The sequence below is a fragment of the Kitasatospora sp. NPDC008050 genome (genome assembly GCF_042957465.1).
Classification (GTDB): domain Bacteria; phylum Actinomycetota; class Actinomycetes; order Streptomycetales; family Streptomycetaceae; genus Kitasatospora.
This window is the reverse complement of the sequence record NZ_JBIBIJ010000006.1, coordinates 277,344-302,231: the sequence shown is the minus strand read 5'-3', so window position 1 is coordinate 302,231 and position 24,888 is coordinate 277,344. Positions and strand designations below refer to the sequence as shown.

Sequence of the window (24,888 nt, the reverse complement as noted above, 5' to 3'; positions counted from 1 at the left end):
ATGCCCCAGGGCAAGCCCGAGACCGTCCCCGACGATGGTCTGACGACCCGTCAGCGCCGTACCCAGCCGATCACCGCCGTGCACACCGGCCCCGGCAAGGGCAAGTCGACCGCCGCCTTCGGGCTCGCGCTGCGCGCCTGGAACCAGGGTTGGCCGATCGGGGTGTTCCAGTTCGTCAAGTCCGCCAAGTGGAAGGTGGGCGAGGAGAACGCGTTGAAGGTGCTGGGCGCCTCCGGCGAGGGCGGCAGCGTCACCTGGCACAAGATGGGCGAGGGCTGGTCCTGGGTGCAGCGGGATCTGGAGTCCAGCGAGGAGGCGGCCAAGGAGGGCTGGCAGCAGGTCAAGCGCGACCTCGCCGCCGAGACCTACCGCCTGTACGTGCTGGACGAGTTCACCTACCCGATGCACTGGGGCTGGGTGGACGTCGCCGAGGTGGTGGAGGTGCTGCGGGAACGTCCCGGCTCCCAGCACGTCGTGATCACCGGCCGCTACGCGCCCGAGCCGCTGCTCGAACTGGCCGACCTGGTCACCGAGATGACCAAGGTGAAGCATCCGATGGACGCCGGTCGCAAGGGCCAGCGCGGGATCGAGTGGTAGGAACAGCCGTGCCGCACCTCCCCCGGGTCGTGATCGCCGCCCCCTCCTCCGGCGCGGGCAAGACCACCGTCGCCACCGGCCTGATGGCCGCGCTCACCGCGCGCGGCCTGAAGGTCTCCCCGCACAAGGTCGGCCCCGACTACATCGACCCGGGCTACCACGGCCTGGCCACCGGTCGGCCGGGGCGCAACCTGGACGCCTTCCTGTGCGGCCCCGAGCGGATCGAGCCGCTGCTGCGGCACGGCGCCGCCGGGGCCGACCTGGCGGTGATCGAGGGCGTCATGGGGATGTTCGACGGCGCCTCCGGGCGCGGCGAACTGGCCTCCACCGCGCAGGTCGCCAAGCTGCTGCGGGCACCGGTGATCCTGGTGGTGGACGGCTCCTCGCAGTCCCGCTCGGTGGCCGCGCTGGTGCACGGCTTCGCCTCCTGGGACCCCGAGGTGCGCCTGGCCGGGGTGATCCTCAACCGGGTCGCCTCCGATCGCCACGAGCAACTGCTGCGCGAGGCCCTGGAGGAGGGCGCGGGCGTACCGGTGCTCGGCGCCGTGCGCCGCACGGCCGCCGTCGCCACGCCCTCCCGCCACCTGGGCCTGGTACCGGTGGTGGAGCGCTCGGCCGACGCGCTGCGCGCCGTCGCCGAGATGGGCGAACTCATCGCGGCCTCGGTGGACTTGGACGCCGTCCTGGCGCTGGCCCGGTCCGCCCCGCCGCTGCGCGCCGAAGCCTGGGACCCGGCCGCCGAGGTCACCGCACCGACCGGCCCCCGCCCCCGGATCGCACTGGCCGCCGGCCCCGCCTTCTCCTTCTCCTACGCCGAGAACGCCGAACTCCTCACCGCCGCCGGAGCGGAGCTCCTCCCCTTCGACCCACTGCACGACTCCCGCCCTCCTGACGGGACATCAGCCCTGGTCATCGGCGGCGGCTTCCCCGAGGTCTACGCCGCCCAGCTGAGCGACAACACCCCACTGCGCGCCGCGATCGCCGCCCTGGCCGCCACCGGCGCCCCGATCGCCGCCGAGTGCGCCGGACTCCTCTATCTGGGGCGCGAGTTGGACGGCCGCCCGATGTGCGGCGTACTCGACACCACCGCCCGGATGACCGAGCGCCTCACCCTCGGCTACCGCGAGGCCGTCGCCCTCCACGACAGCCCCCTCGCCGCCACCGGCACCCGCATCCGCGGCCACGAGTTCCACCGCACCACCTGCGACCCGGCCGCCGCCACCCCCGCCTGGGCCTGGCGCACCCCGACGGGCGCCCCACACCGCGAGGGTTTCGTGGCGGGCAACGTCCACGCGAGCTACCTCCACCTCCACTGGGCAGGGGCCCCGGGGGTGGCCCAGCGGCTCGTACAGGCGGCCGCGGGGCACTGAGGCGCTCAGCAGCCGAGCACTCCGGTGGTCGCGTCGGGGTGCGCGGGCACGATCGCCACATCGCGCGCGAAACGTGGCGCGCGAGGTACGAGCCCGATTCGTCCCATCCGGACCGTTGCGGGCCGATCCGCAGCCGAGAGGCAAGCGAGATGCGACATATAACATGTTACATCTTATTGATTTGCCGCGCGGTGCGTGAGACCGTCCCTGACAACGCCTCCACGCTCGAACCCTGAGGCGCATCCACTGGTCCCCCACCAAGGAGTGACGATGCGTCAGTTATTCCGGCTGCCCAGAATCATGGCGGTGCTCGCCGCGGCGAGTACGGCCGTCACCGGATTTGCCGCCGCCCCGAGCTTTGCCGTCGCGACAGTGAAACCCGATCAGCAGGTCAACCAGGCCGCGAACCCCAACCGCGGCCTGCCGCCGACCGGCGGCATAGCAAGCACCAACGACCGGGCCGCCGTACAGAACGGCCGACTCGCCCCCGCCCAACTCCCCCCGCGCTCCCCGCAGTCCGCCGCCCCCAAGGCGCCCGCGCCCAAGCTCGCCGCCGCCAGGGCATCCGGCCGGGCCGCGAACGCCGTCACCTCCTGCACCCCGGCCGACTTCAGCGGCCGCACCGGCTCTGCCCTGGTCAGCTTCATCGAGGGATCGAGCCAGGACTGCATCAGCTCGCTCTTCCTCACCAGCGGCAGCGACGCCGCCGGTGTGTTCAAGGAGAGCCAGATGCTGTCCGTGGCCAGCGGCTTCCAGAGCGCCGCCGCCTCCTACACCGGCGACAACTCCACCGGCATCTTCCAGTTGGAGTACTTCCTGCAGGCCGGTTACTACGTGCAGTACTACCACCCCACCGACGTCGGCCCCTACGACGCCACGCTCACCAGCGCGGTGCAGGCCGGCCTCGACCCGCTCGTCGCCGGCTCGCACTTCACCGACGTGAACGACGGCAACGGCCAGGTCGGCGGCGAGGCGATGATCCTCAGCGACAGCGCCAACCTGCAGGCTCGCTACATCAACACGTACAAGCAGGTGCTGAACGGCTACAACAGCTCGTACAACTCCTCCTGGTACATGGTGAACTTCGTCAACTCCGTGTACACCCCGATCTTCCGCGGCCACCAGAACCCGGACTACGTCGCCGCGGTCACCGCCGACCCGAGCCTGATCACCACGCTGGACAGCTTCGCGCTGAACCACAAGGACCTGCTGGGCACCAGCAACTCCTTCCTGGCGTCCAACGCCGGTCTGGAGACCGCCCGGTTCATCGAGCACCCGGCCCTGACAGCCACCGTCCGCCCGCTGATCAAGGGCCTGATGGACATCTCCTCGATCACCGGCCCGACCTCCGCGCTCTGGGTCGGCGTCGCCGGCATGGCCGCCTACTACGACCCGACCAACTGCTCCTACTACGACGTCTGCAACCTGCCGCAGCAGCTCAAGGCCGCTGCCCTGCCGATCAGCTACACCTGCGACCCGACGCACAGCATCCTCGCGCAGAGCCTGACCGCGGCCGACCTGTCCGCCGTCTGCACCAGCCTGCAGAACCAGGACCCGTTCGTCCACAACCTGGTCAAGGACAACGGCCCGATCCCCGGCCAGTACGAGAACTCGCTGCAGATGGTGGTCTTCGCCTCCCCGCAGGACTACCAGACCTACGCGGGCGGGATCTACGGGATCAGCACCAACAACGGCGGCATGACCCTGGTCGGCGACCCGACCAGCCCCACCAACCAGCCGATCTCGATCACCTACCAGAACGGCGACGACGGCTTCACCGCCGGAGTCTGGAACCTCAACCACGAGTACACCCACGCCCTTGACGGCCGCTACGACATGAAGGGCGACTTCACCCAGCAGACCACCGTCCCGGACGTCTGGTGGATCGAGGGCGTGGCCGAATATGTCTCCTACACCTACCGGAACGTGACCGACACCGGCGCGGTGGCCGAGGCCCCCAAGCACACCTACGCGCTCAGCACGCTCTTCCAGAACACCTACGAGAACAGCGACACCACCCGCACCTACCCGTGGGGCTACCTCGCCGTCCGGTACATGGTCGAGAAGCACCCGGACGTCATCGCCAACATGCTGAGCCACTTCCGCACCGGTGACTACACCGGTGGCTACGCGACCTACAACTCGATCGGCACCGCGTACGACGCCGACTTCAACACCTGGCTGGACGCCTGCGCCGCCGGCGCCTGCGTGGTCGGCGGCACCCCGACCGCTGCCTTCAGCGCCGCCCCCTCTGCCCAGACCGTCCAGTTCACCGACCAGTCCACCGACTCCGGCAGCGGCTCCATCTCCTCCTGGGCCTGGAACTTCGGTGACGGCACCAGCTCCACCAGCGCCAGCCCGTCGCACACCTACACCGCGGCCGGCACCTACAGCGTCAGCCTCACCGTGACCGACAGCAGCGGCAAGACCAGCAGCATCACCCAGTCCGTCACCGTCAGCGGCCTCACCGCCTGCACTGCCACCAACACCCAGGTGCTGGACCAGAACTGCTTCCGGGCCAACCAGTCCGCGACCGCCGGCAACCTGGACTACTACTACATCTACCTGCCGGCCGGCACCACCACGCTGAAGATCAACAGCACCAGCGGCACCGGCACCGCCTACCTGCTCTACAACCCCAACACCTGGGCCACGCCGAGCGCCTACACCAACGGCTCGACCAACAACAGCACCACCCAGAGCCTGACCGTCACCAACACCACCGCCGGCTACCGCTACATCAGCCTCTACGCCCAGACCGACTTCAGCGGCGTGACCATCTCCACGCAGTACTGATCCACCCGTTGAACGACGCGGCGGCCCGGAGCACCCGGCTTCGGACCGCCGCTCCGGCCCCACAGCTGGAGAACGCGCCAACGGGCCTGTGCGGTCGGGTCTGTACACAGGAACCAACGCCGTGTGGCGGTTGCCCGTGCCCACGATCCATCGGGATGGACCCTGTGGAGCGCGGTCGGTCCACCAGCGCCAGTGCCCACGTCGAGTAGATCCTGACCGCCACTGATTCGCCCGTGCCGGAGCATCTTCACCACCAGGGCGGGGGTCTTTGGGGGCAGTGCTCAGCCGGTGCAGATCTGCACCTTGCCGGGCTCCGACCCGAGCTTTACTCCGGTCCCCCCGCACAGCGGACAGTTCGGGTTGCCGTAGCTGCCGAGAACAGTGATCGCAAGGACCTGCGTGGGCTTCATCTTTCCATCCTTTTTTGGGAGTTGGATGGTCCCGCCCGCATACGACGGGGGGCGTCTGCGGACGGGACCGGGCCCCTCCGTGGGAGCGAACCAAGCGCCACGGAGGGACCTTTTGCCCTGACCTGCCCGTCAGGGCCGCCCGTGCTGAACAGACCAGTTGAGGAGTCCGTTCGGCCCGGGAGTCTGTTTTGGCGGAGTGTGGCAGTTGCCGGCCGTGGTACCGACCGGGCGGTCGGCGGACATCATTCGGCCCCCCTGTCGGGGCATGTACTGCTGCCGCAGATGCAGAACGGCCAGTCGCGCGGAGTGGGCTTCTGGCCAACGGCACTCGCGATGTTGGGGTCGTACTCAGCCAGTACGGCCGCCGAGTACTCCGGGCTGACCTTTCGGCGCGGTCTCGTCAGCGGGGCCACCGCGGGGACCTTGTCCACCCGACCGACGGACTGAGACTCCACGGCGTTGCTGGTCGCGAAACTCGCCATGGATTCAAGCCCGTTCAGTCCGCTGCGCACGCCTTGAAGCATCTCGCCCTTGGGCTCGTACGGCGCCTGTGGGGGCGTTCTGCGCGTACTCACCGGCCGCTCCTCTCTGTAGCGATCCGACTACAAGCATCGGCATAGGCGGCTACGATCGGAAGCACTTCAACTCTCGAATCGAAGTCAGCTCAAATTGGGGACGAGCATGAACCGTCGCACACTTGATCCAACGTCATCACCCCTTGCGGCACTGGCGGTTCAACTTCGCAGGTCACGCGAAGCGCAGGGGCTGACACAGGTGGCGCTCGGGAAGCTACTTCAGTACTCCAATGCCTACATCTCGAACGTAGAGACGGCAAAAGAGGCCCCCAGTTTGAAGTTCGTGCAACTCGCTGACGAGGTCCTGGGCACCAGCGGCTCACTGGAGCTGCTGTGGTGGAGCTGGAAGAACGGCGCCTTGATCCCCGGGTTTGCCGAGTACACCCCCAAGGAGCGGGAGGCTATCGCCATAAGGCTGTTCGAGACAGACATGGTCCCGGGCATCTTGCAACATCCCGCCTATGCCGCCGTCTACGAATCCGCCATTGTCCAACGCGGCGAAGCCACCCGAGAGCAGGCAGACGAACGCCTGAGCCTCCTTGCAGTGCGTCAGCGCCTGCTCGGCCGGACTCCTGCCATCCATGCCGTCTTGGATGAAGGGGTCCTGCGTCGCCCGATTGGCGGACCAGCGGTAATGGTGACGCAGCTCGGCCACCTGGAGGCTCTGACCGACCGAACGAACGTGGTCATCCAGATTGCCCCGTACCAACTGGCCGAGCATCGGCCGCTTTCGCACCCGGTGACGCTGCTGACCCTGCCCAATAGGTCGATGGTCGGGTACACGGAGACCCTCCAGCGGGGATACCTGGAGCAGGATGCCGAGACGGTTGCCAAGTGGGCTGGTAGGTACGATCGACTCCAGGTGGACGCTATGACCCGGACTGAGAGCTTGGCCATGATTCGTGAGGTACGGAAGGAACTTGAACACCATGCACGTTGACCCGTCAGGCGCGCGATGGCGCAAGAGCACGCACAGCAACGGCGGGGGCGGTTGCATCGAGGTAGCTGACGGCTTCTCTGATGTCATGCCGGTCCGTGACTCGAAGGACCCGGACGGCCCGGCCCTGGTGCTGCCCGCCGAAGCCTGGTCGGCGTTCGTCACCGGAGTCAAAGCGGGCCAGTTCGGCACCGTCTGACCGACCCGCTCCCCCACTGGACCCCTGTACAGCTCGCCATGCCGCACAGGGGTTCAGTGCGGCGGCCTTCCGCCGTCGGCCTCCTGGGCGGAGAATCGCACGGCTGCCCGACCCTCGGGCAACTGACCTCTCCCCCACCCCCAGGAGGACCCCCGTGCGCATCCCCGCGTTACTGCCGCCGCGTGCCGTCAGAGCCGCCGTTGCCGTCGCCGCCACGCTCGCCGCCGCGAGCGGGGCGCTGCTGGCGGCGCCCGTCCCCGCCGTCGCCCAGCCGAGCTCGTCCTCGGACGCGTTCAACAGCCTGACCGGGCAGAGCCATCCGGACTGGATGGCCCAGGTGCCGGGCGGCACCAGCCTGGCGGCGATGTCGATCCCCGGCACGCATGACACGCTCGCCATTCACGGGGGGCTGGCGCCCTGGGCGTATGAGGCGCAGGAGGACCATGGGGACAGTGCGGCCACGCTCACCGCGCAGTTGGATGCCGGGATCCGCGCCGTCGACATCCGGGTGCGGGTGATCAGCGGGGCGTTCGCCATCCACCACACCGACGTCTATCAGAACGCGAACTTCGACGACGTGCTGACGCACGCGCAGGCCTTCCTGAGCGCGCATCCCGGCGAGACGGTCGTGATGAACCTGCACGGCGAGTGCGACGCGGACACCACCGAGGGCGGCAGCGGGACGGCCTCGATCGGGCACTGCGCCGACGATCCCTCCAACACCACCGAGGCCGACCGGATCCGCATCTTCGACGGCTACCTGGCCCGCTACCCGGGCCTGTTCTACGCGCCCACCGTGACCGGCACCGCTACCGCCGCCACGCCGACGCTCGGCCAGGCGCGCGGCCACATCGTGCTGGCCGACTTCACCGGCCCGAGCGGCGAGGTGTATGCGGGCTTCGGGCTGTCCCAGCTGCCCGGCGGCGACTCGGGCAGCACGGTGGAGAACGACTGGGGGCAGTGCGACCTGGCGAAGAAGTGGGGCGAGGCACAGAGCAACCTGGCCAACGCCGCGAACGACACCTCCGGCGCCCTCTACGTCACCTACACCTCATCCAACTGCGCCCCGTTCGGCGCGGATCCGGCCGACATGGCGGGTGGCTACCTTGGCGGCGAGGGCGAGAACCAGCACCTGCTCGACTACCTGAACGCGGCCGGCCCGGGGAAGACCGGCGTGCTGCGGATGGACTTCCCCGGGTGGGCGGTGATCGCCGGGCTGATCGACCGGAACCCCGGCATCTGGCGTACCGGGCAGGTGACTTCGGGTATCGCGGGCACGTGCCTGGACGACTACGGCGACTCGACCGCGAACGGCGCCGCCGTCGACCTGTACACCTGCAACGGCACCCCCGCCCAGCAGTGGCGGCCGGCCACCGACGGCACGCTGCGGATCAACGGCCAGTGCCTGGACGTCACCGGCGCGGCCACCGCCCCGGGCACCCTGGTGGAGCTGTGGCCGTGCAACGGCGGGGCGAACCAGCAGTGGAGCGTGAACGCGGTTGGCGCGCTGGTGAGTTCCCAGTCCGGGCTCTGTCTTGACGATCCGTCATCGGCGACGGCGAACGGCACGCGGCTGCGGATCTGGTCCTGCGACGGGACGGCCGCCCAGCACTGGGCGCTCCCGTAGACCTCAACGCCCGCTGAAGGTGCCCCCGTTGATGTGCAGCGTCTGGCCGGTCAGGTGGCTCGCCGCCGGTGAGGCCAGGTAGAGCGCGGTGCCGGCGATGTCGGCGGGGGTGCCCGCGCGCTGGTTGAGGGCGTTCGCGATGTTCCAGGCCCGGCGCTCGGGCGCGATGCCGGCGCCGAAGAACTCGGTCTCCTCGATGTAGCCGGGGGCGATCACGTTGGCGGTGATCCCCTCGGGGCCGAGCTGCTGGGCCAGGGTGAGGTTCCAGGCCTCGACCGCCGCCTTGGCGGCGCCGTAGGAGCCGGAGCCGCCGCGATGGGCGGCGATCGAGCTGAGGTTGATCACTGCCCCGCCCGGGCGCAGCCGTTCGCGCAGGGCGGTGGTGACCAGCACGGCGGAGAGCAGGTTGGCGTTGAGGTTGGCCAGCCAGGCGGCGGCCAGGGCATCCAGGGCGTCCACGACGGGCAGGCCCTCGGCCGGTTCGGCGCGGCCCTCGGCCGGTTCGGCGCCGATGTCGGTGTTGCCGCCCGCGTTGTTGACCAGCACGTCGACCTGGTCCGGGAGTTCGGCCAGGGCGGCCGCCACCTGGGCCGGGTCGGCGGCGTCGAAGGCGACGGCGCGCACGGTGGGGCCGAGTTCGGCTGCGGTGTCGGCCAGCACGCCCTTGCGGCGGCCGGTGATCACCACCTGGTCGCCCTGCTCGGCGAAGGCGGCGGCGACCGCCCGTCCGATGCCGGTGCCACCCCCGGTGACGATGATCTGGCGCGCGGTCAGGCTCATGACTTCTCCCCTCGTTTAGACCTAAACGTAGCTGGCACACTAGCAGCATGAACGAACCCGAGAACGATCTCGCCGCCGCGATCGCGCACGCCTGGCAGCGGGAGCAGCCGCAGCTGCCGGTGGGCTCGATCCCGATCCTGACCCGGATCCGGCAGGCCGCCAAGCTGCTCACCGACGACCGGCGCCGCACCCTGGCCCGGGTCGCGATGGACGACGCCACCCTCGATCTGCTCAGCACCCTGCGCCGGGCCGGCCTGCCCTACCGGCTGCCCACCCGCGAGCTGGCCGCCCGCTCGCTGATCACCGCGGGCGCGGTCACCCAGCGGGTGGACCGGGCCGAACGGGCCGGCCTGGTCCGGCGGTTGCCCGCCGAACCGGGCAGCCGCGCGGTGCCGGTGGAGCTGACGGCGGCCGGGCACGCGGCCGTCGAGGCGGCGGTGGGCGATCTGCTGCGGCACGAGCAGCACCTGGTGGACGTCGCGCTGGACGGCCCCGAGCAGCGCGAACTGGCGCGCCTGCTGGCCAAACTGCTGGCCACCCTGCCGCGGGAGTGAGCAGGGAGCGAGCGGGGGCCAACAGGAAGTCGGCGCCGACTGCCGGTGACGGACCTTGCGCGAAGCCTTGCCACTGCAATGTCACATCGCTAGCTTGTGTCGCATCGCGTTGGAATCTGACCATCTTTTGTCAGATTCCTTTCTCAATCAAACAGGAGCGCCCATGACGCCCCACCGTCACCTGCGGTCGCTGACCACCCGTACCCTGCTTGGCCGCCCCCTGCTCACCCTCGCCCTCGCGTTGCCCGGCCTCGGCGCGAGCGCCCTGCTCGCCCCGACCCCCGCGCACGCCCTGGACAACGGCGTCGCCCTCACCCCGCCGATGGGCTGGGACGACTGGAACACCTTCGGCTGCAACACCAGCGAGGCCCTGGTCAAGGAGACCGCCGACTTCATGGCCTCCTCCGGACTGCGCGACGCCGGCTACCAGTACGTCAACGTCGACGACTGCTGGCTCTCCCGCAGCCGCGACGCCAATGGCAACCTGGTCGCCGACCCCGCCAAGTTCCCCGACGGCATGGCCGCCACCGCCGCCTACGTGCACAGCAAGGGGCTCAAGTTCGGCCTCTACGAGAGCCCCACCCTGCACACCTGCCAGGGCTTCCCCGGCAGCCTGGACCACGAGCAGCAGGACGCGCGGACCTTCGCCTCCTGGGGCGTGGACTACCTCAAGTACGACAACTGCCTCGCCAGCGACCCCAACCAGCGGGTCGGCGACGAGAAGCTGCCGCTTGAAACCCGCGACGGCTGGATGCGCGACGCGCTGGCCGCCACCGGGCGTCCGATCGTCCTCAGCCTCTCGCTGCAGCCCGCCGCGCAGGGCGAGACCCCCTGGGTCTGGGGCAAGAGCGTGGCCAACCTGTGGCGGATCGACGGCGACCGCGACTCCTCCTTCGCCGGGCTCACCCGGCTGGTGCACGCCGATCTCGACAAGTCCCAGTACGCCGGCCCGGGCGCCTGGAACGACATCGACATGCTCGCCACCGGCAACTACGCCGACCCGTCCGCCCAGCTGACCTATGACGAGTCCAAGTCCGAGCTGTCACTGGCGTCCGTGCTGGCGGCCCCGCTGATCTCCGGCGCCGACCTGCGGGCCGCCGCCACCCCCGCCGACCCGGGCTACCCGATCACCCAGCAGATGCTCGGGCTCTACCTGGACAAGGACGTCATCGCGGTCGACCAGGACTCGCTCGGCGTCCAGGGCACCGAGGTGAGCGGCACCGGCGGCCTCGACGTGCTGCGCCGGCCGCTGGCCAACGGCGACGTGGCGACCGTGCTCTTCAACGAGACCGGCGCCCCGGCCACCATCTCCACCACGGCCTCGGCGCTCGGCCTGCCGGCGGCGGTCGGCGGCTACCAGCTCGACGACCTGTGGGCGCACACCACCGCCGTCAGCCAGGACGGCAGCATCACGGCGAGCGTGCCGCCCGGCGGCTCGGTGATGTACCGGGTGTCGCCGCGGAACGTCACCGTCGGCGCCTCCCACCAGCTGGTCTCGCAGTCCTCGGGCCGCTGCCTGGACGCCTACGACAACCGGACCGCCCCCGGCACCAAGCTGGAGATCTGGGACTGCAACGGCGGCACCAACCAGCACTGGGCGGCCGGCTCCGACGGCGACCTGCGCACCTACGGCGGCACCCAGTGCCTGGGCACGGCCGGCGGCGGCCTCGCCTCGGGCACCCCGGTGACGATCGAGCCCTGCGACGGCAGCGCCGCCCAGAAGTGGACGGTGAACGGCGACGGCTCCATCACCACGCCGAGCGCCTACGGGCTCTGCCTGGACGTCACCGGCGGGAACCTGCCCACCGGCAACGTGAACGGCGTCCCGGTCGAGGTCTACTCCTGCAACGGCGGCGCCAACCAGCGCTGGACCCAGCAGTGACCAGCGCCCCTGACCGGCCCCGCCGTGATTGACCTCCCTCCGCACCCCGTGGTGGTATTCCGGGGCGCGGAGGGAGAACCAACAGGTGAGCGATGCTACAGATGGCGTGGTCGTCGGGGTCGGAGCGGGCGCCGGGGTGGCCGAGGGCGAGGTGCTCACGCTGATCGCCGAGGCGCTGGCCGCCGCCGGTCTCCCGGCCGCGGCGGTGCGGCGGCTCGCCACCGTCGACGGACGCCGGGCCGAGCCCGGACTGCTGGGCGCGGCACGGGCGTTGGGCGTCCCGCTGGTCGGGCATCCGGCGGCGGAGCTGGCCGCGGTCGCGGTGCCCAACCCCTCGGCCCGGGTGCTGACCGCGACCGGGACGGCGAGCGTGGCGGAGGCCGCGGCGCTGCTCGGCGGCGGCGAGCTGCTGGTCGGGAAGCGGAAGTCGGGCCGGTCGACGGTGGCCGTCGCAACCCTGCCCAGCACCACCGCACAGCCCGCCACCGAGCCGGACCTGCGCCACCACGGCGACGCCGAGGTCCGCGCCCCGGGCCTGGTCGACCTCGCGGTCAACGTCCGCACCGGCACCCCGCCCACCTGGCTGCGCACCGCGCTCGCCGACGCACTTGGCGACCTCGCCGCCTACCCCGAGCAGTCCACCGCCCGCGCCGCCGTCGCCGCCCGGCACGCCCGCCCGGCCGAGGAGGTGCTGCTCACCGCCGGCGCGGCCGAGGCCTTCGTGCTGCTGGCCCGCACCCTGCGGCCGCGCCACGCGGTGGTCGTGCACCCGCAGTTCACCGAGCCCGAGGCCGCGCTGCGCGACGCGGGGATCACCGTCCACCGGGCGCTGCTCCGCCCCGAGGACGGGTTCAGGCTCACCCCCGGCGCGGTGCCCGAGCAGGCCGACCTGGTGGTGATCGGCAACCCGACCAACCCGACCTCGATCCTGCACCCCGCCGCCGACCTGGTCGCCCTCGCCCGCCCCGGGCGCACCCTGGTGGTGGACGAGGCGTTCATGGACACCGTGCCCGGCGAGCCGGCCTCGCTCGCCTCCTTGCGCGAACTGCCGGGCCAGGTCGTGGTGTTGCGCAGCCTGACGAAGACCTGGGGGCTGGCCGGCCTGCGGATCGGCTACCTGCTGGGCCCGGCCGCCCTGGTCGCGGAGCTGGCCCGCTGCCAGCCGCTCTGGCCGGTCTCCAGCCTGGGCCTGCTCGCCGCCGAACTCTGCACCGCCCAGGGCGCGTTGGCCGAGGCCGAGGCGGCAGCCGGCCAACTCGCCGAGGACCGTGCGCACCTGCTGAAGCGGCTGGCCGAGCTGCCCGGCATCCGGGTGCACGGCGAACCGGCCGCCTCCTTCGTGCTGATCCGGCTGCCCGGCGCCGACCGGGTGCGCGAGCGGCTGCGGACGGCGGGCTTCGCGGTCCGGCGCGGGGACACCTTCCCGGGGCTGGGCCGGGACTGGCTGCGCCTGGCCGTACGGGACCGGGCCACCGTGGACGCCTTCGTCGCGGCGCTGGCGCAGGAACTCTGACGGAGCGTCAACCCGCCGCCCCGAGCAGCGAGTCGGCGAGCTGGGTGCGCTGGTAGAAGACCGAGCGGCCGGAGCGTTGCGAGGAGACGATCCCGGCGGCCCGCAGGGCGGTGAGGTGCTGGGAGACTCCGGCGGCGGACATCCCGGTGCGGTGCGAGAGCTCGGTGGTGGAGGCCGGGGCGGCCAGCTCGGTGAGCAGCAGCGCCCGCGAGCGGCCGAGCACGGCGGCCACCGCGTCCGGCACCTCGGCGCTCGGCTGCTCCCAGAGCACGCCGACGCCCCGGCTCGGGTAGCAGAGCTGGACCACCTCCGTCGGCCGGTTGACCACCAGCACCGAGGGCCCCACGAAGGCCGAGGGGACCAGCAGCAGTCCGCGCCCGGACAGCGTGCCCTTGTGGTCGCAGGTGTTCTGTGGCAGCCGCAGCACCTCCGCGCACCACTCCACCCGCGCGTCCAGCTCGCACAGCACGGCTGCCGCGCCCCCGGCGGCGAAGCGCCGCGACTGGTGCAGCACGTCCGCCTCCAGCACGGTGCGCAGCCGGGACCAGGAGGGGGCCAGCGCGACCTCCCAGTACCGGCGCAGCTCGCCGATCAGCTGCGGCAGGACGGCCGCCGGGTCCTGGTGGAAGGCCCGCACGGCGGGGGTCCAGGGCGCCAGCCGGCCGAGGTCGGCGCGGATCTGCTCGGGCGTGGCGGCGGCGAGCACGGCCAGCTCGCTCTCCAGCGCGAGGTCGGCGCGCGGGCTGGGGGTGAGCGAGGGCGGCGGCGGGTTGAGGAAGTCGGGGATGTAGCCCTGGGCCGGGACGAGGTCGGCCAGCAGACCGCCCGCCAGGCCGGCGGCGGCCACCCGCGGCAGCGTCCGGTCGGCCCAGCGCCGGTGCAGCGGGCGGGCGGTGGGCGAGGCGAGCACCCGCAGGCTGGTCACCACCTCCCACATCGGCGACAACGCCAGCCTGGTGTGCGCCAGGTCGCGGGCCGAAAAGGCCAGTTCGAGCACGGTCTCCCCCTTGAATTCGGCCCTGCCTGAATGAATGGTGCAACTTCCGCGCCGGACGCAGGATTCCCGGCATGACCCCGCAACCCACGGCCGTGAAGGCCCCCGTTGACGCTGCCCGCGTCTGGATCCTCCCCTCCGAGTCCGCCCCTGTCGAGTCCCTCCCCTCCGGCTCCCTCCCCTCCGGGCCCGCGCCTGTCGAGTCCCTCGCTGTCGGGTCCGCCCCGGCCGACGCCGTCTCCACGCCCACCTCCCCCGCCGCGCTGCCGGCCGAGCCACCCCGCCCGGGCCGGCTCCGCGCCCGGTTCGGCGGCTTCGGCGGCCCGTTCTGGGTGGTGATCGGCGGCACGGCGGTGAACCGGATCGGCAACATGGTGCTGCCGTTCCTGGTCTTCTTCCTCGGTTCCCGGCACATCGCCACCGACCGGATCCCTCTCGTGCTGGGCGCGCTCGGGCTCGGCGGGCTGCTCGGCCCGGTGCTCGGCGGACTGCTGACCGACCGCCTCGGCAGCCGCGCCGCGATGGTCACCGGGATGATCGGCACCGCCGCGTCCCAGGGCCTGCTCTTCGCCGCTCCGAACCTGGCCACCCTCACGCTGGCGGCCGTGGCACTGGGCGCGGCCGGCAGCCTGCACCTGCCCGGCGCCGCCACGCTGGTGGCCGGTGCGACCGGGCCCGAGCGGCGGCAGGTCGCGTTCGGGCTCTTCCACTGGTCGATCAACGTCGGCACGGCGGTGGCGGGTGCGATCGGCGGGTTCCTGGCCGAGCACGGCTACGGGTTGCTCTTCGCGCTCGACGCGGCCACCTGCCTGGGCTACGCCCTGCTGGCGGCCACCCTGCTGCCGCGCTCGGCCGGGCGGGCCCCGGGCCGGCGGGCGACCGGGGACGGCGGCGGCTACCGGATCGTGCTGCGCGACCGGCTGCTGCTGACCCTGCTGCTGCCCATCGTGCTGGCCGAAGGCATCTACGCGCAGACCGAGTTCACGCTCCCGCTGGCGATCCGCGACCACGGTCTGCCGGCCACCGTCTTCGGTCTGGCCGCAGTGGTCAACGCGCTGCTGGTGGTGACGCTGCAGCCGATCGCGTCGGTCTGGCTGGTCCGCTTCGACCGGCTGCGGCTCTGGTCGGTAGCCATCGTGCTGGTGGTTGCCGGCGTCGCGCTGACCGGGGTCGCGGACAGCGCCTGGGGGTTCGCGCTGACGGTGGTGGTGTGGAGCCTGGGCGAGATCTGCGCGAGTGGGCTCTACACCACGATCGTCGCCGACCTGGCCCCGGCCGATGCCCAGGGCCGCTACCAGGGCGCCTCGGGGTGGGCTCGCGGTCTGGCCCGGCTCGTCGCCCTGGTGCTGGGCTCGGCGCTCTACGCGGGCCTGGGTCCGGCGGCGCTCTGGTGGAGCTGCGCGATCCTCGGCCTGGTCGGGGCGGGGCTGCCGCTCCTGCTCTCCCGGGCCGTGCGGGCCCGCACCGAAGCGGCGACCGGATGAGGCGGCATGACACCGCTGCCCGGCCACCCACGGGGGGTGGCCGGGCAGCGGCGCGTCAGTGTGAGGTCGGCGCTCAGACCTGGCCGGCCTTCTCCAGCGCGGCGCAGCAGGTGTTGACCAGCAGGCGGGTCACCACGTACGGGTCGACGTTGGCGTTCGGGCGGCGGTCCTCGATGTAGCCCTTCTTCTCCACCTCGACCTGCCACGGGATGCGGACCGAGGCACCGCGGTCCGAGACGCCGTAGGAGTAGACGTTCCACGGGGCGGTCTCGTGCTTGCCGGTCAGGCGGGCCTGGATGTCGTCGCCGTACTGGCTGACGTGCTCCAGCACGATGTCCTGGGAGGCACCGAGCGACTCGCAGGCGGTGATGATCGCGTCGTAGCCCTCGCGCATCGCCTTGGTGGAGAAGTTGGTGTGCGCACCCGCGCCGTTCCAGTCGCCGCGCACCGGCTTGGCGTCCAGGGTGGCGTCGATGCCGAACTCCTCGGCGGTGCGGTAGAGCAGGTAGCGGGCGACCCACAGGTGGTCGGAGGCGGTCAGCGCGTCGACCGGGCCGATCTGGAACTCCCACTGGCCGGGCATGACCTCGGCGTTGATACCGCAGATCGCCAGGCCCGCGATCAGGCAGCGGTCCAGGTGCAGCTCGACGATCTCGCGGCCGAAGACCTCCTCAGCGCCGATGCCGCAGTAGTAGCCGCCCTGCGGGGCCGGGAAGCCGCCTTCGGGGAAGCCGAGCGGGCGCGAGCCCTTGAAGAAGGTGTACTCCTGCTCGATGCCGAAGATCGACTCCTGCGCGGCGAACCGCTCGGCGATCGGGCGCAGCAGGGCGCGGGTGTTGGAGACGTGCGGGGTGCCGTCGGTCTCGTTGACCTCGCAGAGCACCAGGATGTGGTCGCCGCCGCGGATCGGGTCCGGGAAGGAGGCGACCGGCTCGAGCACCCGGTCCGAGGCGTGGCCCTCGGCCTGGTTGGTGGAGGAACCGTCGAAGCCCCAGGTGGGGAGCTTGTCGGCGTTGGCCAGGATCCGAGTCTTGGAGCGGAGCTTGGCGGTCGGCTGCGTGCCGTCGATCCAGATGTACTCGGCCTTGATTGCCACGGCGGTCTACCTCGCATGTCTCGGTGGGTGCCCGCGTAGCGTCGCAAGCCGCCGTTTCCCCGTTGTTCCTCTTGTGTAACCAGCATGTGAACCGACTGTCCGAAGTGACACCCTCACGCTGCGAAGGTGTCACCGACCGGACGGACGGCTGCGCCGACCGGCAATCCGCCGAATCGCCGCAGCTCAGCGGCGGTGCGCGGCCCGACGACGGCGGGCCAGCAGGACGGTGGCCACCCCGACCACCACCAGCGCACTGCCGCCGGCCAGCGCCGGGATGGTGCCGGCCGCGCCGGTGAAGGCAAGGCCGGAGGCCTTCGAGGTCCCGCCGGACGCCACGCTCGGAGCCGGGCTGCCGGAGGCGGCCGCGCTCGGGGCGCCCGAGCCGCCGGCGGCGAGCTGGGCAACGGGATCACCGCTCACCGGCGCCCCGGCGCCACCGGAGCTGCCGGCGCCGCCGGTGCTCGCCGGGCCACCCGCGGACGGCGCGCCCGCGGCGGCACCCACCGACGGACCACCCGAGGACCCGGACCCCGACGACCCGGACCCGGACGGCGCGGCGGGGTTCGACGGGCTGGACGGGTTCGACGAGCCCGAGGGGCCCGCGGACGGCGCGCTCACCGAGGCGGGCGCGGACGGCGTGGCCGAACCGGACGGCCCCCCGCCCGCCCCGGTCGGCTTCTGGCAGCTCACCGACGCCACCGTGATCGTCCCCGACACCTTGGCGACATTGAGGTTCAGCGGGTTCAGCGCCACCCGCACGGTGAGCGCGGCGGCCGCCGCGGAGGTGGAGGTGGTGCTGCGCGGCGAGAAGTCGATGTCGACCTCGCCGACCCCGGGCACACTCACCTGGGTCGTCCCGTCCAGCTTCAGGGTGACCGAGTGGCCCAGCACGGTGAGCTTGGCGGGCGAGGTCACGTTGGCGGTCGGCTGACCGTCCACCGGGCAGCTCACCGAGCTGCCGAGTGCCTGAAGTCCGAGCAGCGCACTGCCGGGAAGGCCCGGGACGTTCACGTTGGCATTGACCAACTGGACGGAGGCGTTGGCGCCTTGGGCGTCGACGTGGGTGACCGAGCTGCCGACCTCCGCCCGCACCAGGTCGATCGGGCCGGACTGGCCCACCCCGGCGACGTCCGCGGTGAGCATCGCGCCGTGTGCTTCGGCCGGGGACTGCACCTTGTTCAGCGCGACGTCCACCGGCACGTCCACCGCATTGTTCAACAGGCTGACGTCGAGGGTGAGTTCGGCGGTCACCGCGCTGGCCCGACCGGTGTCGGGGGTGGCGGCGAAGGCCGGGACCGGTAGCGCCGCGAGGGCGGTGGCGGCCAGCACGACGGCAGCGCGGCGGTGGACGGGACGGGCAGCGGACAGCACGGTGGAACCCCCACGGAGTACGGGACTTGAGCCGGGCACTGAGACGGCACCGGCTGCGGAATCCCGTCATCCTCGGGGCGGTTCAACCGTCCCGAGGGCAACTACCGCCCCTGGTTCACTCATTGGAGTGAACCAGGCCCACTTCACCCACTGGCGTGGGTGATCCTGCTGGTGTTGACGAAGAGACCGGCGAAGGCGGCCACCGACGCGGTCAGCGCCGGCACGGCGTCCGGATGCCGCGGGTAGACCAGCACGGCCAGACCGGCCGAGCAGGCGGCGAGCAGCGCACCGGCCGCCAGACCGTTCCAGACCGGCTGCCGCACCGTGTGGTTGGGGTTGATCACCGCGCCGAGCAGCGCGGCCACCAGGCCGGGGGCCGTCTGGGCCATGCTGGGCAGCTGGGTGTTGCCGTCCCAGCCGAGCACGCCCAGGAAGACCATCAGCAGGCCGAAGCCGACCGCCGCCAGCACAGCGGCCGGGCCGGACGGCAGCGGCACCACGGGCGTGGCGCCCGCGACGGCCCCGGCGGAGGCCCCGGACCGGACGGGCTGCGCGGGCTGACCAGGCTGAGCCGACCCGGTGGGCTGAGCGGGCTGACCAGACTGAGCGGACCCGGCCGGCTGCGCGGGCTGAGCGGGCGTGGCCATCAGGACAGCCGCCAATCCACCGGCTGCGCCCCTTGCTGCACCAGCAGCTCGTTGGCCCGGCTGAACGGACGCGACCCGAAGAAGCCGCGGTCCGCCGACATCGGGCTCGGGTGCGCCGACTCGACGGCCGGCAGCGAGCCCAGCAGCGGACGCAGATTGCGCGCGTCACGCCCCCAGAGGATCGCCACCAGCGGCGTGCCGCGCGCCACCAGCGCCCGGATCGCCTGCTCGGTGACCTGCTCCCAGCCCTTGCCCCGGTGCGCGGCCGGCTTGCCGGGCGCGGTGGTCAGCGCCCGGTTGAGCAGCAGCACGCCCTGCTGGGTCCACGGCGTCAGGTCGCCGTTGGCGGGCGGCGGGAAGCCGAGGTCCTGGCCGTACTCGCGGTAGATGTTGATCAGACTGCCGGGGATCGGCCGCACCTGCGGCGCCACCGAGAAGCTCAGGCCCACCGCGTGCCCCGGCGTCGGGTACGGGTCCTGACCCATGATCAGGACTCTGACCTGGTCGAACGGCTGCTGAAAAGCGCGCAGTACATCCGGCCCGGCCGGCAGGTAGGTGCGCCCGGCGGCCAACTCGCCGCGCAGGAACTCACCCATGGCGGTGACCTGCCCGGCCACCGGTTGCAGGGCCTGGGCCCAGCCAGGTTCGACGATCTCGTGGAGAGGACGCGGTGCCATGCCTCTCACCCTATCGGCCCAGCGCGGCCGGTCACGAGGGTGCCCGGTGGACCGGCCCAGGTCAGCGACTGAGCCCGATGGCTCGAATCACCGGTCCACCGGCTGAGCCCCATGGCCCGAATCACCGGTCCACCGACCCGGCCCGATGGCCGTAACCGCCGGCCCGGCGGCCCGGCGGCTCAGCCCACCGGTCGGCCGCGCAGCACCACCAACTGCGGGTCCGCCAGCACCCGCACGTCCGCGCGCGGGTCCTCGGCGTAGACCACCAGGTCGGCCGGTGCCCCTTCGCCCAGCACGTCCCGCCCGAGCCAGGCCCGCGCTCCCCAACTGGCTGCTGCCAGCGCCTCGGTGGCGCTCAGTCCGGCCTTGACCAGCTCGGCCACCTCGGCCGCGACCAGGCCGTGCGCCAGCGAGCCGCCCGCGTCGGTGCCGACGTAGATCGGCACGCCCGCGTCGTGCGCGGCGCCCACCGTGTCGTAGCGGCGCTCGTGCAGTCGGCGCAGATGGGCCGCCCAGGCGGGGAACTTGGCCTCGCCCCCGGCGGCCAGGCTCGGGAAGGTCGCGATGTTGACCAGCGTCGGCACGATCGCCACCGAGCGCTCGGCGAAGACCGGGATCAGCTCCTCGGTCAGGCCGGTGGCGTGCTCCACGCAGTCGATGCCGGCCGCCAGCAGGTCGGGCAGCGACTCGGCCGCGAAGCAGTGCGCGGTGACCCTCGCGCCCTCGGCGTGCGCCGCCGCGATCGCCTCGCGCAGCGCGTCGCCGGGCCAGCAGGCGGCCAGGTCGCCGCGCTCGCGGTCGATCCAGTCGCCGACCAGCTTGACCCAGCCGTCGCCGCGCCGGGCCTCCTGGACCACATAGGCGGTCAGGTCGCCGGGCTCGATCTCGTGCGCGTAGTTGCGCAGGTAGCGGCGGGTGCGGGCGATGTGCCGGCCGGCCCGGATGATCTTCGGCAGGTCCTCGCGCTCGTCGATCCAGCGGGTGTCGGCGGCCGAGCCGGCGTCGCGGATCAGCAGGGTGCCGGCGCCGAGATCGGTCAGCGCCTGCTTCTCGCTGGTCGCCTCGTCCACCGCGCCGTGCGCGTCCAGGCCGACGTGGCAGTGCGCGTCCACCAGACCGGGCAGCACCCAGCCGGTGACCGTGCGCACGTCGCGGACGCCGGCGGGCCGCTGATAGGTCACCCGGCCGTCCAGCACCCAGAGTTCGTCCCGGACCTCCTCGGGCCCGACCAGCACCCGACCCCTGATGTGCAGCACCGCGCCATCCGTCATGGCGGCACTCTATCGCCGGCCCCGGACCCGGCCCCCACCGGTTGGCGCGTTGTTCGGCTGCCCGCCAACCACGCGTCATCCCCTGCTCACCATCGCTCGAAAGGGTCCTCCCGAGGCCAAGTTGGCTATACAACTTGAGTGCACACACCACCCCTCGGAGGGCCCGTCCCATGTCTGACGCCACCGCGTCGCGCTCCCTGTACTGGCTGCGCGACAACTGCCCGTGCGCCGAGTGCCGCGACCCGCGCAACGGCCAGAAGCTCTTCCAGATCACCGATCTGCCCGCGGAGTTGGGCATCGCGGCGCAGACCGAGCAGGACGGCCGGCTGGAGGTGCTCTGGTCCGACGGCCACCGCTCGCGCTACCCGCTCCACTGGTTCGCCAAGCCCGAGCAGGCCGACGCCGGTGACCACCGCAGCGAGGCGGGCAAGCGGCTGTGGCGGGCCGCCGACTTCGCCGCCGGGATCCCCGAGGCGCGCTGGAGCGACTACCTGGCCGACCCCGCCGAGCGGGCCGCGGTGCTGCGTGCCGTGCAGCGGCTCGGCTTCGCGGTGCTGCGCGAGGTGCCCGCCGTGGAGCGGCAGGTGCTGGACGTCGCGGCGAGCTTCGGCTACGTCCGGCAGACCAACTACGGCGAGCTCTTCGACGTCCGGGTCGAGCCCAACCCCAACAACCTCGCCTTCACCAGCGTGGCGATCAGCCCGCACACCGACAACCCCTACCGCGATCCGGTGCCCACCCTGCAGCTGCTGCACTGCCTGGAGAACGCGGCCACCGGCGGCGACTCGGGCCTGGTCGACGGCTTCCAGGCGGCCGCGCTGCTGCGCACCGAGGCGCCGGCGGACTTCGAGGTGCTGACCCGCACCCTGGTCCCGTTCGTCTTCCGCGACCGCGGCACCGAGCTGCGCGCGGACCGGCCGCTGATCGAGACGGACCCGCTGGGGCGGATCCGCGAGGTGCGGTTCAACAACCGCTCGATCGGCCGGCTCCGGCTGCCCGCCGCCGAGTTGGACGCCTTCTACGCCGCCTATCGGAAGTTCGCCGCGATCACCCTGCGCCCCGAGCTCCAGCTGGAGTTCCGGCTCGACTCCGGCGACTGCCTGATCTTCGACAACGTCCGCCTGCTGCACGCCCGCACGGCGTTCGAGCCTGGGGGCACCTCCCAGACCCCCGAGGGGGCTGGGGGAGGTCGGCGCCACCTGCAGGGCTGCTACGCCGACTTGGACGGCCTCGCCGCCACCCTCGCCGTGCTGGACCGGCGGGCCGCCGCGCTCGACCGGCTCCAGGAGCTGTTCGAGGGCGAGGGCGCGGCCGAGTACCTGGGCGAGGCGGTCACCCAGGCCGAACACATGCTCCAGGCCGCCGCCCTGGCCCAGCGCGAGGGCGCCCCGGACCACCTGGTGGCAGCCGCCCTGCTGCACGATGTCGGCCACTTCTTCGACCAGCACAGCCAGCACGCCGTGACGGGCCGCCAGTTGATGGAGGGTCAGGACAACCGCCACAGCCACACCGGCGCCGACCGGCTGGCCCGGTGGTTCGGCCCCGAGGTCACCGAGCCCGTACGGCTGCACGTGGCCGCCAAGCGCTACCTGTGCGCGGTCGAACCCGCCTACCGGGCGGGGCTCTCCGCGGCCTCCGAGTACACCCTCGGGGTGCAGGGCGGCCCGATGAGCCCCGAGCAGGCCGCCGCCTTCGCCGAACTCCCGGGCGCCGCGGACGCGGTGGCGGTCCGGCGGTGGGACGACGCGGCGAAGGTGGCCGACGCCGACACGCCCGGCTTCGACCACTTCAGGCCGCTGCTCGCGAAGCTGCTGGGCTGACCGGCCGCAGCCCGAAGGGCCGCGCACCGAGCCTCAGTCGTCCACCCGCGCATGCCGGGAGAGCGCCGAGGTGACCATCGAGTTGTGCACGCTGAAGGCGACCGTGCCGGGCAGGTAGCGGTCCTGCGACCACTCCACCGGGCGTCCGGTGGGGTCGGTCGTGCGGCGGCGCTCGCGCAGCAGCGGGGCGCCGCGCCGGCAGCCGAGCAGCTTGGCGTCCTCGGCGTTGGCGGCCACCACGTCGATGGTGTGGTCGGCGTCGGTGAACAGGATGCCGTGCTCCCGCAGGTGCTCGGTGTGCGAGACCACGTCCGGCGGCAGCTGGGCCACCAGCACCCCGACGTGCGGCGGGTAGACGGTGCGCTCGACCATCACCGCGCTGCCCGACAGGGTGCGCAGCCGCAGCGTCACGTACACCTCGTCGCCCGGCGCAAGGCGCAGCTGCTCGCGCTCGGCGGCGTCGGCCGGGCGGCGCACCAGCGACTCCAGCCGGCCGCCGGGCTCCTCGCCCATCGCGCGGGCCCAGTGGGTGAAGCTGAGCAGCTCGGAGAAGCTCTGCACCCGGGCGTTGCCGAGCACCACCCGGCGGGTGCCGCGCCGCGAGGTGACCAGGCCGTCGGCGCGCAGCACCGCCAGCGCCTGGCGCACCGTGCCGCGCGAGACGCCGTACCGCTCGGCCAGTGCCCCTTCGGCGGGCAGCCGGCCCGCCTCGCCGTAGGCGCCGGTGGTGATCGCCTCGCGCAGGTCGGCCGCGACCCGGCGGTACAGGGCACCGCCGGCGGCACCGCCGTCCTGCACCTCCTGCTCCTCAAGCTGCATAGCGCTCCCGGTCACCGTGCCTCCCACCACCAGATCCCCCCTCGACTTCGGTCTCCTGCGACCATATCCGCTTCGCGCGGGCCGCCGACGCGTCAGATGGACGGATATCGGCCGACCGGACTTGACCGTTCCCACAGCCGACCCCTGTTCTGGGGCGCGCGTTCACCTTCTGGTCACCAAGCTCCGGCGTACTGTCCCGTGTCGGACGAAGTTGGCTGACCAACTTGAACCCGGCTCCCCTTTCCTCGCAGTCGCAGCCCCGCATCCTGCCCCTTGCGACCCCTGCGCACCTCGATCCTGGAGATCCTCCCGTGACCGTGCACCGTGCCCGTGCCGCCGCCTTCGCGGCGGTGCTGACCGCCGCCGCGCTCTCTCTCACCGCCTGCGGTTCCGCCAGCAGCTCCTCGACCGCGAGCAGCGGCGGCAAGGACGCGAAGACCGCCACCTCGGCCGCCGACCTCGGTGGCATGGACGCGCTGGTCGCGGCCGCCAAGAAGGAGGGGAACCTGCACGTCATCACCCTCCCGCGGGACTGGGCCAACTACGGCACCCTGATGGACGGCTTCACCAAGAAGTACGGCATCAAGATCGAGGACGAGAACCCGGACGGTTCCAGCCAGGACGAGATCAACGCGATCACCTCCCGCAAGGGCCAGAACCGCGCGCCCGACGTGGTCGACCTGGGCAGCGCCTTCGCCATCTCCGGCACCCAGCAGGGCCTGTTCGCGCCGTACAAGGTGGCCGGGTTCGACCAGATCCCGGCCTCCATGAAGGACGCCAACGGCAACACCTACAACGACTACGGCGGCTACGTCTCGATCGGCTGCGACGCCAAGAAGGTCAACCCCTGCCCGCAGACCTTCGCGGACCTGCTGAACCCGGCCTACAAGGGGATGGTCGCCCTCAACGGCAACCCGACCAAGGCCAACGCCGCGCTCAGCGCCGTCTGGGCGGCCTCGCTGGCCAACGGCGGCTCGCTGGACAACATCCAGCCCGGCATCGACTTCTTCGGCAAGCTGAAGCAGATCGGCAACTTCAACCCGGTCGAGGCCACCTCCGCCACCGTGCAGAACGGCGAGACCCCGATCACCATCGACTGGTCGTACCTGAACACCGGCTACACCAGCCAGTACGCCAGCAAGGGCATCGACTGGAAGGTCTCGATCCCCTCGGACGGCAGCTTCGCCCAGTACTACAACCAGGCGATCAACAAGGACGCGCCGCACCCGGCCGCCGCCCGCCTGTGGGAGGAGTACCTCTACAGCGCCGAGGGCCAGAACGGCTTCCTGGGCGGCTACGCCACCCCGGCCCTGTTCGACTCGATGAAGACCGCCGGCACCCTGGACGCGACCGCCGTCGCCAAGCTGCCGAACATCAGCAAGCCGTTCACCACCTTCCCGTCCCAGGCGCAGCAGGACACCGCCAAGACGGCCATCACGTCCAACTGGGCCAAGGCCATCGGGGGCTGA

The 24,888-nt window shown here is 72.0% G+C and carries 21 protein-coding genes; 12 read left to right on the top strand and 9 right to left on the bottom strand.

Going from position 1 to position 24,888, the window contains the following annotated elements:
• From cobO to ACFZB9_RS15180, 3 genes are all read left to right on the top strand, one after another.
• Nucleotides 1-597 (top strand): cob(I)yrinic acid a,c-diamide adenosyltransferase, encoded by a 597-nt coding sequence (gene cobO, locus ACFZB9_RS15190; protein ID WP_329579689.1) that lies wholly within the window; start codon nt 1-3, stop codon nt 595-597.
• Between the two features lie 8 nt (nt 598-605).
• The gene (locus ACFZB9_RS15185) at nt 606-1,967 is read left to right on the top strand and encodes a cobyrinate a,c-diamide synthase (RefSeq protein ID WP_391447185.1); all 1,362 of its coding nucleotides are present in this window, start codon (nt 606-608) and stop codon (nt 1,965-1,967) included.
• Nucleotides 1,968-2,237: 270 nt separating this feature from the next.
• On the top strand, nt 2,238-4,763 hold the full coding sequence (locus tag ACFZB9_RS15180) for a collagenase (RefSeq protein WP_391447183.1): 2,526 nt from the start codon (nt 2,238-2,240) through the stop codon (nt 4,761-4,763).
• Nucleotides 4,764-5,044: 281 nt separating this feature from the next.
• On the opposite strand, the gene ACFZB9_RS15175 is transcribed toward ACFZB9_RS15180, so the two are convergent.
• Nucleotides 5,045-5,173: a hypothetical protein gene (locus tag ACFZB9_RS15175; RefSeq protein WP_391447181.1), complete on the bottom strand. Its 129-nt coding sequence runs from the start codon at nt 5,171-5,173 to the stop codon at nt 5,045-5,047.
• Nucleotides 5,174-5,854: 681 nt separating this feature from the next.
• On the opposite strand from ACFZB9_RS15175, the gene ACFZB9_RS15170 reads away from it, so the two are divergent.
• From ACFZB9_RS15170 to ACFZB9_RS15160, 3 genes are all read left to right on the top strand, one after another.
• Nucleotides 5,855-6,688, top strand: coding sequence for a helix-turn-helix transcriptional regulator (locus tag ACFZB9_RS15170; RefSeq protein WP_391447180.1), 834 nt, complete (start codon nt 5,855-5,857; stop codon nt 6,686-6,688).
• Entirely contained in the window at nt 6,678-6,884 is a 207-nt protein-coding gene (locus ACFZB9_RS15165; RefSeq protein ID WP_391447402.1) for a DUF397 domain-containing protein, read from the top strand. Before ACFZB9_RS15170 ends, ACFZB9_RS15165 begins: the two co-directional genes overlap by 11 nt.
• A gap of 154 nt (nt 6,885-7,038) precedes the next feature.
• Nucleotides 7,039-8,511, top strand: coding sequence for a phosphatidylinositol-specific phospholipase C domain-containing protein (locus tag ACFZB9_RS15160; RefSeq protein WP_391447178.1), 1,473 nt, complete (start codon nt 7,039-7,041; stop codon nt 8,509-8,511).
• A 3-nt stretch (nt 8,512-8,514) separates the two neighbouring features.
• On the opposite strand, the gene ACFZB9_RS15155 is transcribed toward ACFZB9_RS15160, so the two are convergent.
• Nucleotides 8,515-9,291, bottom strand: a complete 777-nt coding sequence (locus ACFZB9_RS15155) for an SDR family NAD(P)-dependent oxidoreductase (RefSeq protein ID WP_391447176.1) — start codon at nt 9,289-9,291, stop codon at nt 8,515-8,517.
• A gap of 47 nt (nt 9,292-9,338) precedes the next feature.
• Here ACFZB9_RS15155 and ACFZB9_RS15150 point away from each other — a divergent pair, with 47 nt between their 5' ends.
• The 3 genes from ACFZB9_RS15150 to cobC all read left to right on the top strand — a co-directional run bounded on the left by ACFZB9_RS15150 (nt 9,339) and on the right by cobC (nt 13,240).
• Entirely contained in the window at nt 9,339-9,845 is a 507-nt protein-coding gene (locus tag ACFZB9_RS15150; RefSeq protein ID WP_391447175.1) for a MarR family winged helix-turn-helix transcriptional regulator, read from the top strand.
• 163 nt (nt 9,846-10,008) lie between these two features.
• The gene (locus tag ACFZB9_RS15145; RefSeq protein ID WP_391447173.1) at nt 10,009-11,727 is read left to right on the top strand and encodes a glycoside hydrolase family 27 protein; all 1,719 of its coding nucleotides are present in this window, start codon (nt 10,009-10,011) and stop codon (nt 11,725-11,727) included.
• An 85-nt stretch (nt 11,728-11,812) separates the two neighbouring features.
• On the top strand, nt 11,813-13,240 hold the full coding sequence (gene cobC / locus ACFZB9_RS15140) for an Rv2231c family pyridoxal phosphate-dependent protein CobC (protein WP_391447171.1): 1,428 nt from the start codon (nt 11,813-11,815) through the stop codon (nt 13,238-13,240).
• Nucleotides 13,241-13,247: 7 nt separating this feature from the next.
• Here the strand turns inward: cobC and ACFZB9_RS15135 are convergent, their stop codons facing one another.
• Entirely contained in the window at nt 13,248-14,237 is a 990-nt protein-coding gene (locus ACFZB9_RS15135) for an ArsR/SmtB family transcription factor (RefSeq protein ID WP_391447169.1), read from the bottom strand.
• Nucleotides 14,238-14,308: 71 nt separating this feature from the next.
• Between ACFZB9_RS15135 and ACFZB9_RS15130 the strand changes: the two genes are divergently transcribed.
• A complete protein-coding gene (locus ACFZB9_RS15130) occupies nt 14,309-15,718 on the top strand; it encodes an MFS transporter (protein WP_391447167.1) in 1,410 nt (469 codons plus the stop codon).
• Nucleotides 15,719-15,791: 73 nt separating this feature from the next.
• Here ACFZB9_RS15130 and glnII read toward each other — a convergent pair whose 3' ends face one another.
• The 5 genes from glnII to ACFZB9_RS15105 all read right to left on the bottom strand — a co-directional run bounded on the left by glnII (nt 15,792) and on the right by ACFZB9_RS15105 (nt 20,780).
• Nucleotides 15,792-16,814 (bottom strand): glutamine synthetase, encoded by a 1,023-nt coding sequence (gene glnII, locus ACFZB9_RS15125; protein ID WP_391447165.1) that lies wholly within the window; start codon nt 16,812-16,814, stop codon nt 15,792-15,794.
• Between the two features lie 183 nt (nt 16,815-16,997).
• Nucleotides 16,998-18,185, bottom strand: a complete 1,188-nt coding sequence (locus tag ACFZB9_RS15120; RefSeq protein WP_391447163.1) for an SCO1860 family LAETG-anchored protein — start codon at nt 18,183-18,185, stop codon at nt 16,998-17,000.
• 143 nt (nt 18,186-18,328) lie between these two features.
• Nucleotides 18,329-18,685, bottom strand: a complete 357-nt coding sequence (locus tag ACFZB9_RS15115) for a hypothetical protein (RefSeq protein ID WP_391447161.1) — start codon at nt 18,683-18,685, stop codon at nt 18,329-18,331.
• A gap of 146 nt (nt 18,686-18,831) precedes the next feature.
• The gene (locus ACFZB9_RS15110; protein WP_391447159.1) at nt 18,832-19,509 is read right to left on the bottom strand and encodes a uracil-DNA glycosylase; all 678 of its coding nucleotides are present in this window, start codon (nt 19,507-19,509) and stop codon (nt 18,832-18,834) included.
• A gap of 179 nt (nt 19,510-19,688) precedes the next feature.
• On the bottom strand, nt 19,689-20,780 hold the full coding sequence (locus ACFZB9_RS15105; protein ID WP_391447158.1) for an amidohydrolase family protein: 1,092 nt from the start codon (nt 20,778-20,780) through the stop codon (nt 19,689-19,691).
• 170 nt (nt 20,781-20,950) lie between these two features.
• Here ACFZB9_RS15105 and ACFZB9_RS15100 point away from each other — a divergent pair, with 170 nt between their 5' ends.
• Entirely contained in the window at nt 20,951-22,600 is a 1,650-nt protein-coding gene (locus ACFZB9_RS15100) for a phosphonate degradation HD-domain oxygenase (protein ID WP_391447156.1), read from the top strand.
• Nucleotides 22,601-22,633: 33 nt separating this feature from the next.
• On the opposite strand, the gene ACFZB9_RS15095 is transcribed toward ACFZB9_RS15100, so the two are convergent.
• A complete protein-coding gene (locus tag ACFZB9_RS15095) occupies nt 22,634-23,419 on the bottom strand; it encodes a GntR family transcriptional regulator (protein ID WP_391447154.1) in 786 nt (261 codons plus the stop codon).
• A gap of 311 nt (nt 23,420-23,730) precedes the next feature.
• Here ACFZB9_RS15095 and ACFZB9_RS15090 point away from each other — a divergent pair, with 311 nt between their 5' ends.
• A complete protein-coding gene (locus tag ACFZB9_RS15090; protein WP_391447152.1) occupies nt 23,731-24,888 on the top strand; it encodes an ABC transporter substrate-binding protein in 1,158 nt (385 codons plus the stop codon).

What these genes read in the sequence shown, in the direction of transcription:
- ACFZB9_RS15130 (WP_391447167.1), top strand. Translation starts at nt 14,309, where the DNA reads ATGACCCCGCAACCCACGGCCGTGAAGGCCCCCGTTGACGCTGCCCGC.
- ACFZB9_RS15180 (WP_391447183.1), top strand. Translation starts at nt 2,238, where the DNA reads ATGCGTCAGTTATTCCGGCTGCCCAGAATCATGGCGGTGCTCGCCGCG.
- ACFZB9_RS15165 (WP_391447402.1), top strand. Translation starts at nt 6,678, where the DNA reads ATGCACGTTGACCCGTCAGGCGCGCGATGGCGCAAGAGCACGCACAGC.
- ACFZB9_RS15105 (WP_391447158.1), bottom strand. Translation starts at nt 20,780, where the DNA reads ATGACGGATGGCGCGGTGCTGCACATCAGGGGTCGGGTGCTGGTCGGG.
- ACFZB9_RS15095 (WP_391447154.1), bottom strand. Translation starts at nt 23,419, where the DNA reads ATGCAGCTTGAGGAGCAGGAGGTGCAGGACGGCGGTGCCGCCGGCGGT.
- ACFZB9_RS15110 (WP_391447159.1), bottom strand. Translation starts at nt 19,509, where the DNA reads ATGGCACCGCGTCCTCTCCACGAGATCGTCGAACCTGGCTGGGCCCAG.
- ACFZB9_RS15145 (WP_391447173.1), top strand. Translation starts at nt 10,009, where the DNA reads ATGACGCCCCACCGTCACCTGCGGTCGCTGACCACCCGTACCCTGCTT.
- ACFZB9_RS15155 (WP_391447176.1), bottom strand. Translation starts at nt 9,291, where the DNA reads ATGAGCCTGACCGCGCGCCAGATCATCGTCACCGGGGGTGGCACCGGC.
- cobO (WP_329579689.1), top strand. Translation starts at nt 1, where the DNA reads ATGCCCCAGGGCAAGCCCGAGACCGTCCCCGACGATGGTCTGACGACC.
- ACFZB9_RS15100 (WP_391447156.1), top strand. Translation starts at nt 20,951, where the DNA reads ATGTCTGACGCCACCGCGTCGCGCTCCCTGTACTGGCTGCGCGACAAC.
- ACFZB9_RS15175 (WP_391447181.1), bottom strand. Translation starts at nt 5,173, where the DNA reads ATGAAGCCCACGCAGGTCCTTGCGATCACTGTTCTCGGCAGCTACGGC.
- ACFZB9_RS15170 (WP_391447180.1), top strand. Translation starts at nt 5,855, where the DNA reads ATGAACCGTCGCACACTTGATCCAACGTCATCACCCCTTGCGGCACTG.
- ACFZB9_RS15150 (WP_391447175.1), top strand. Translation starts at nt 9,339, where the DNA reads ATGAACGAACCCGAGAACGATCTCGCCGCCGCGATCGCGCACGCCTGG.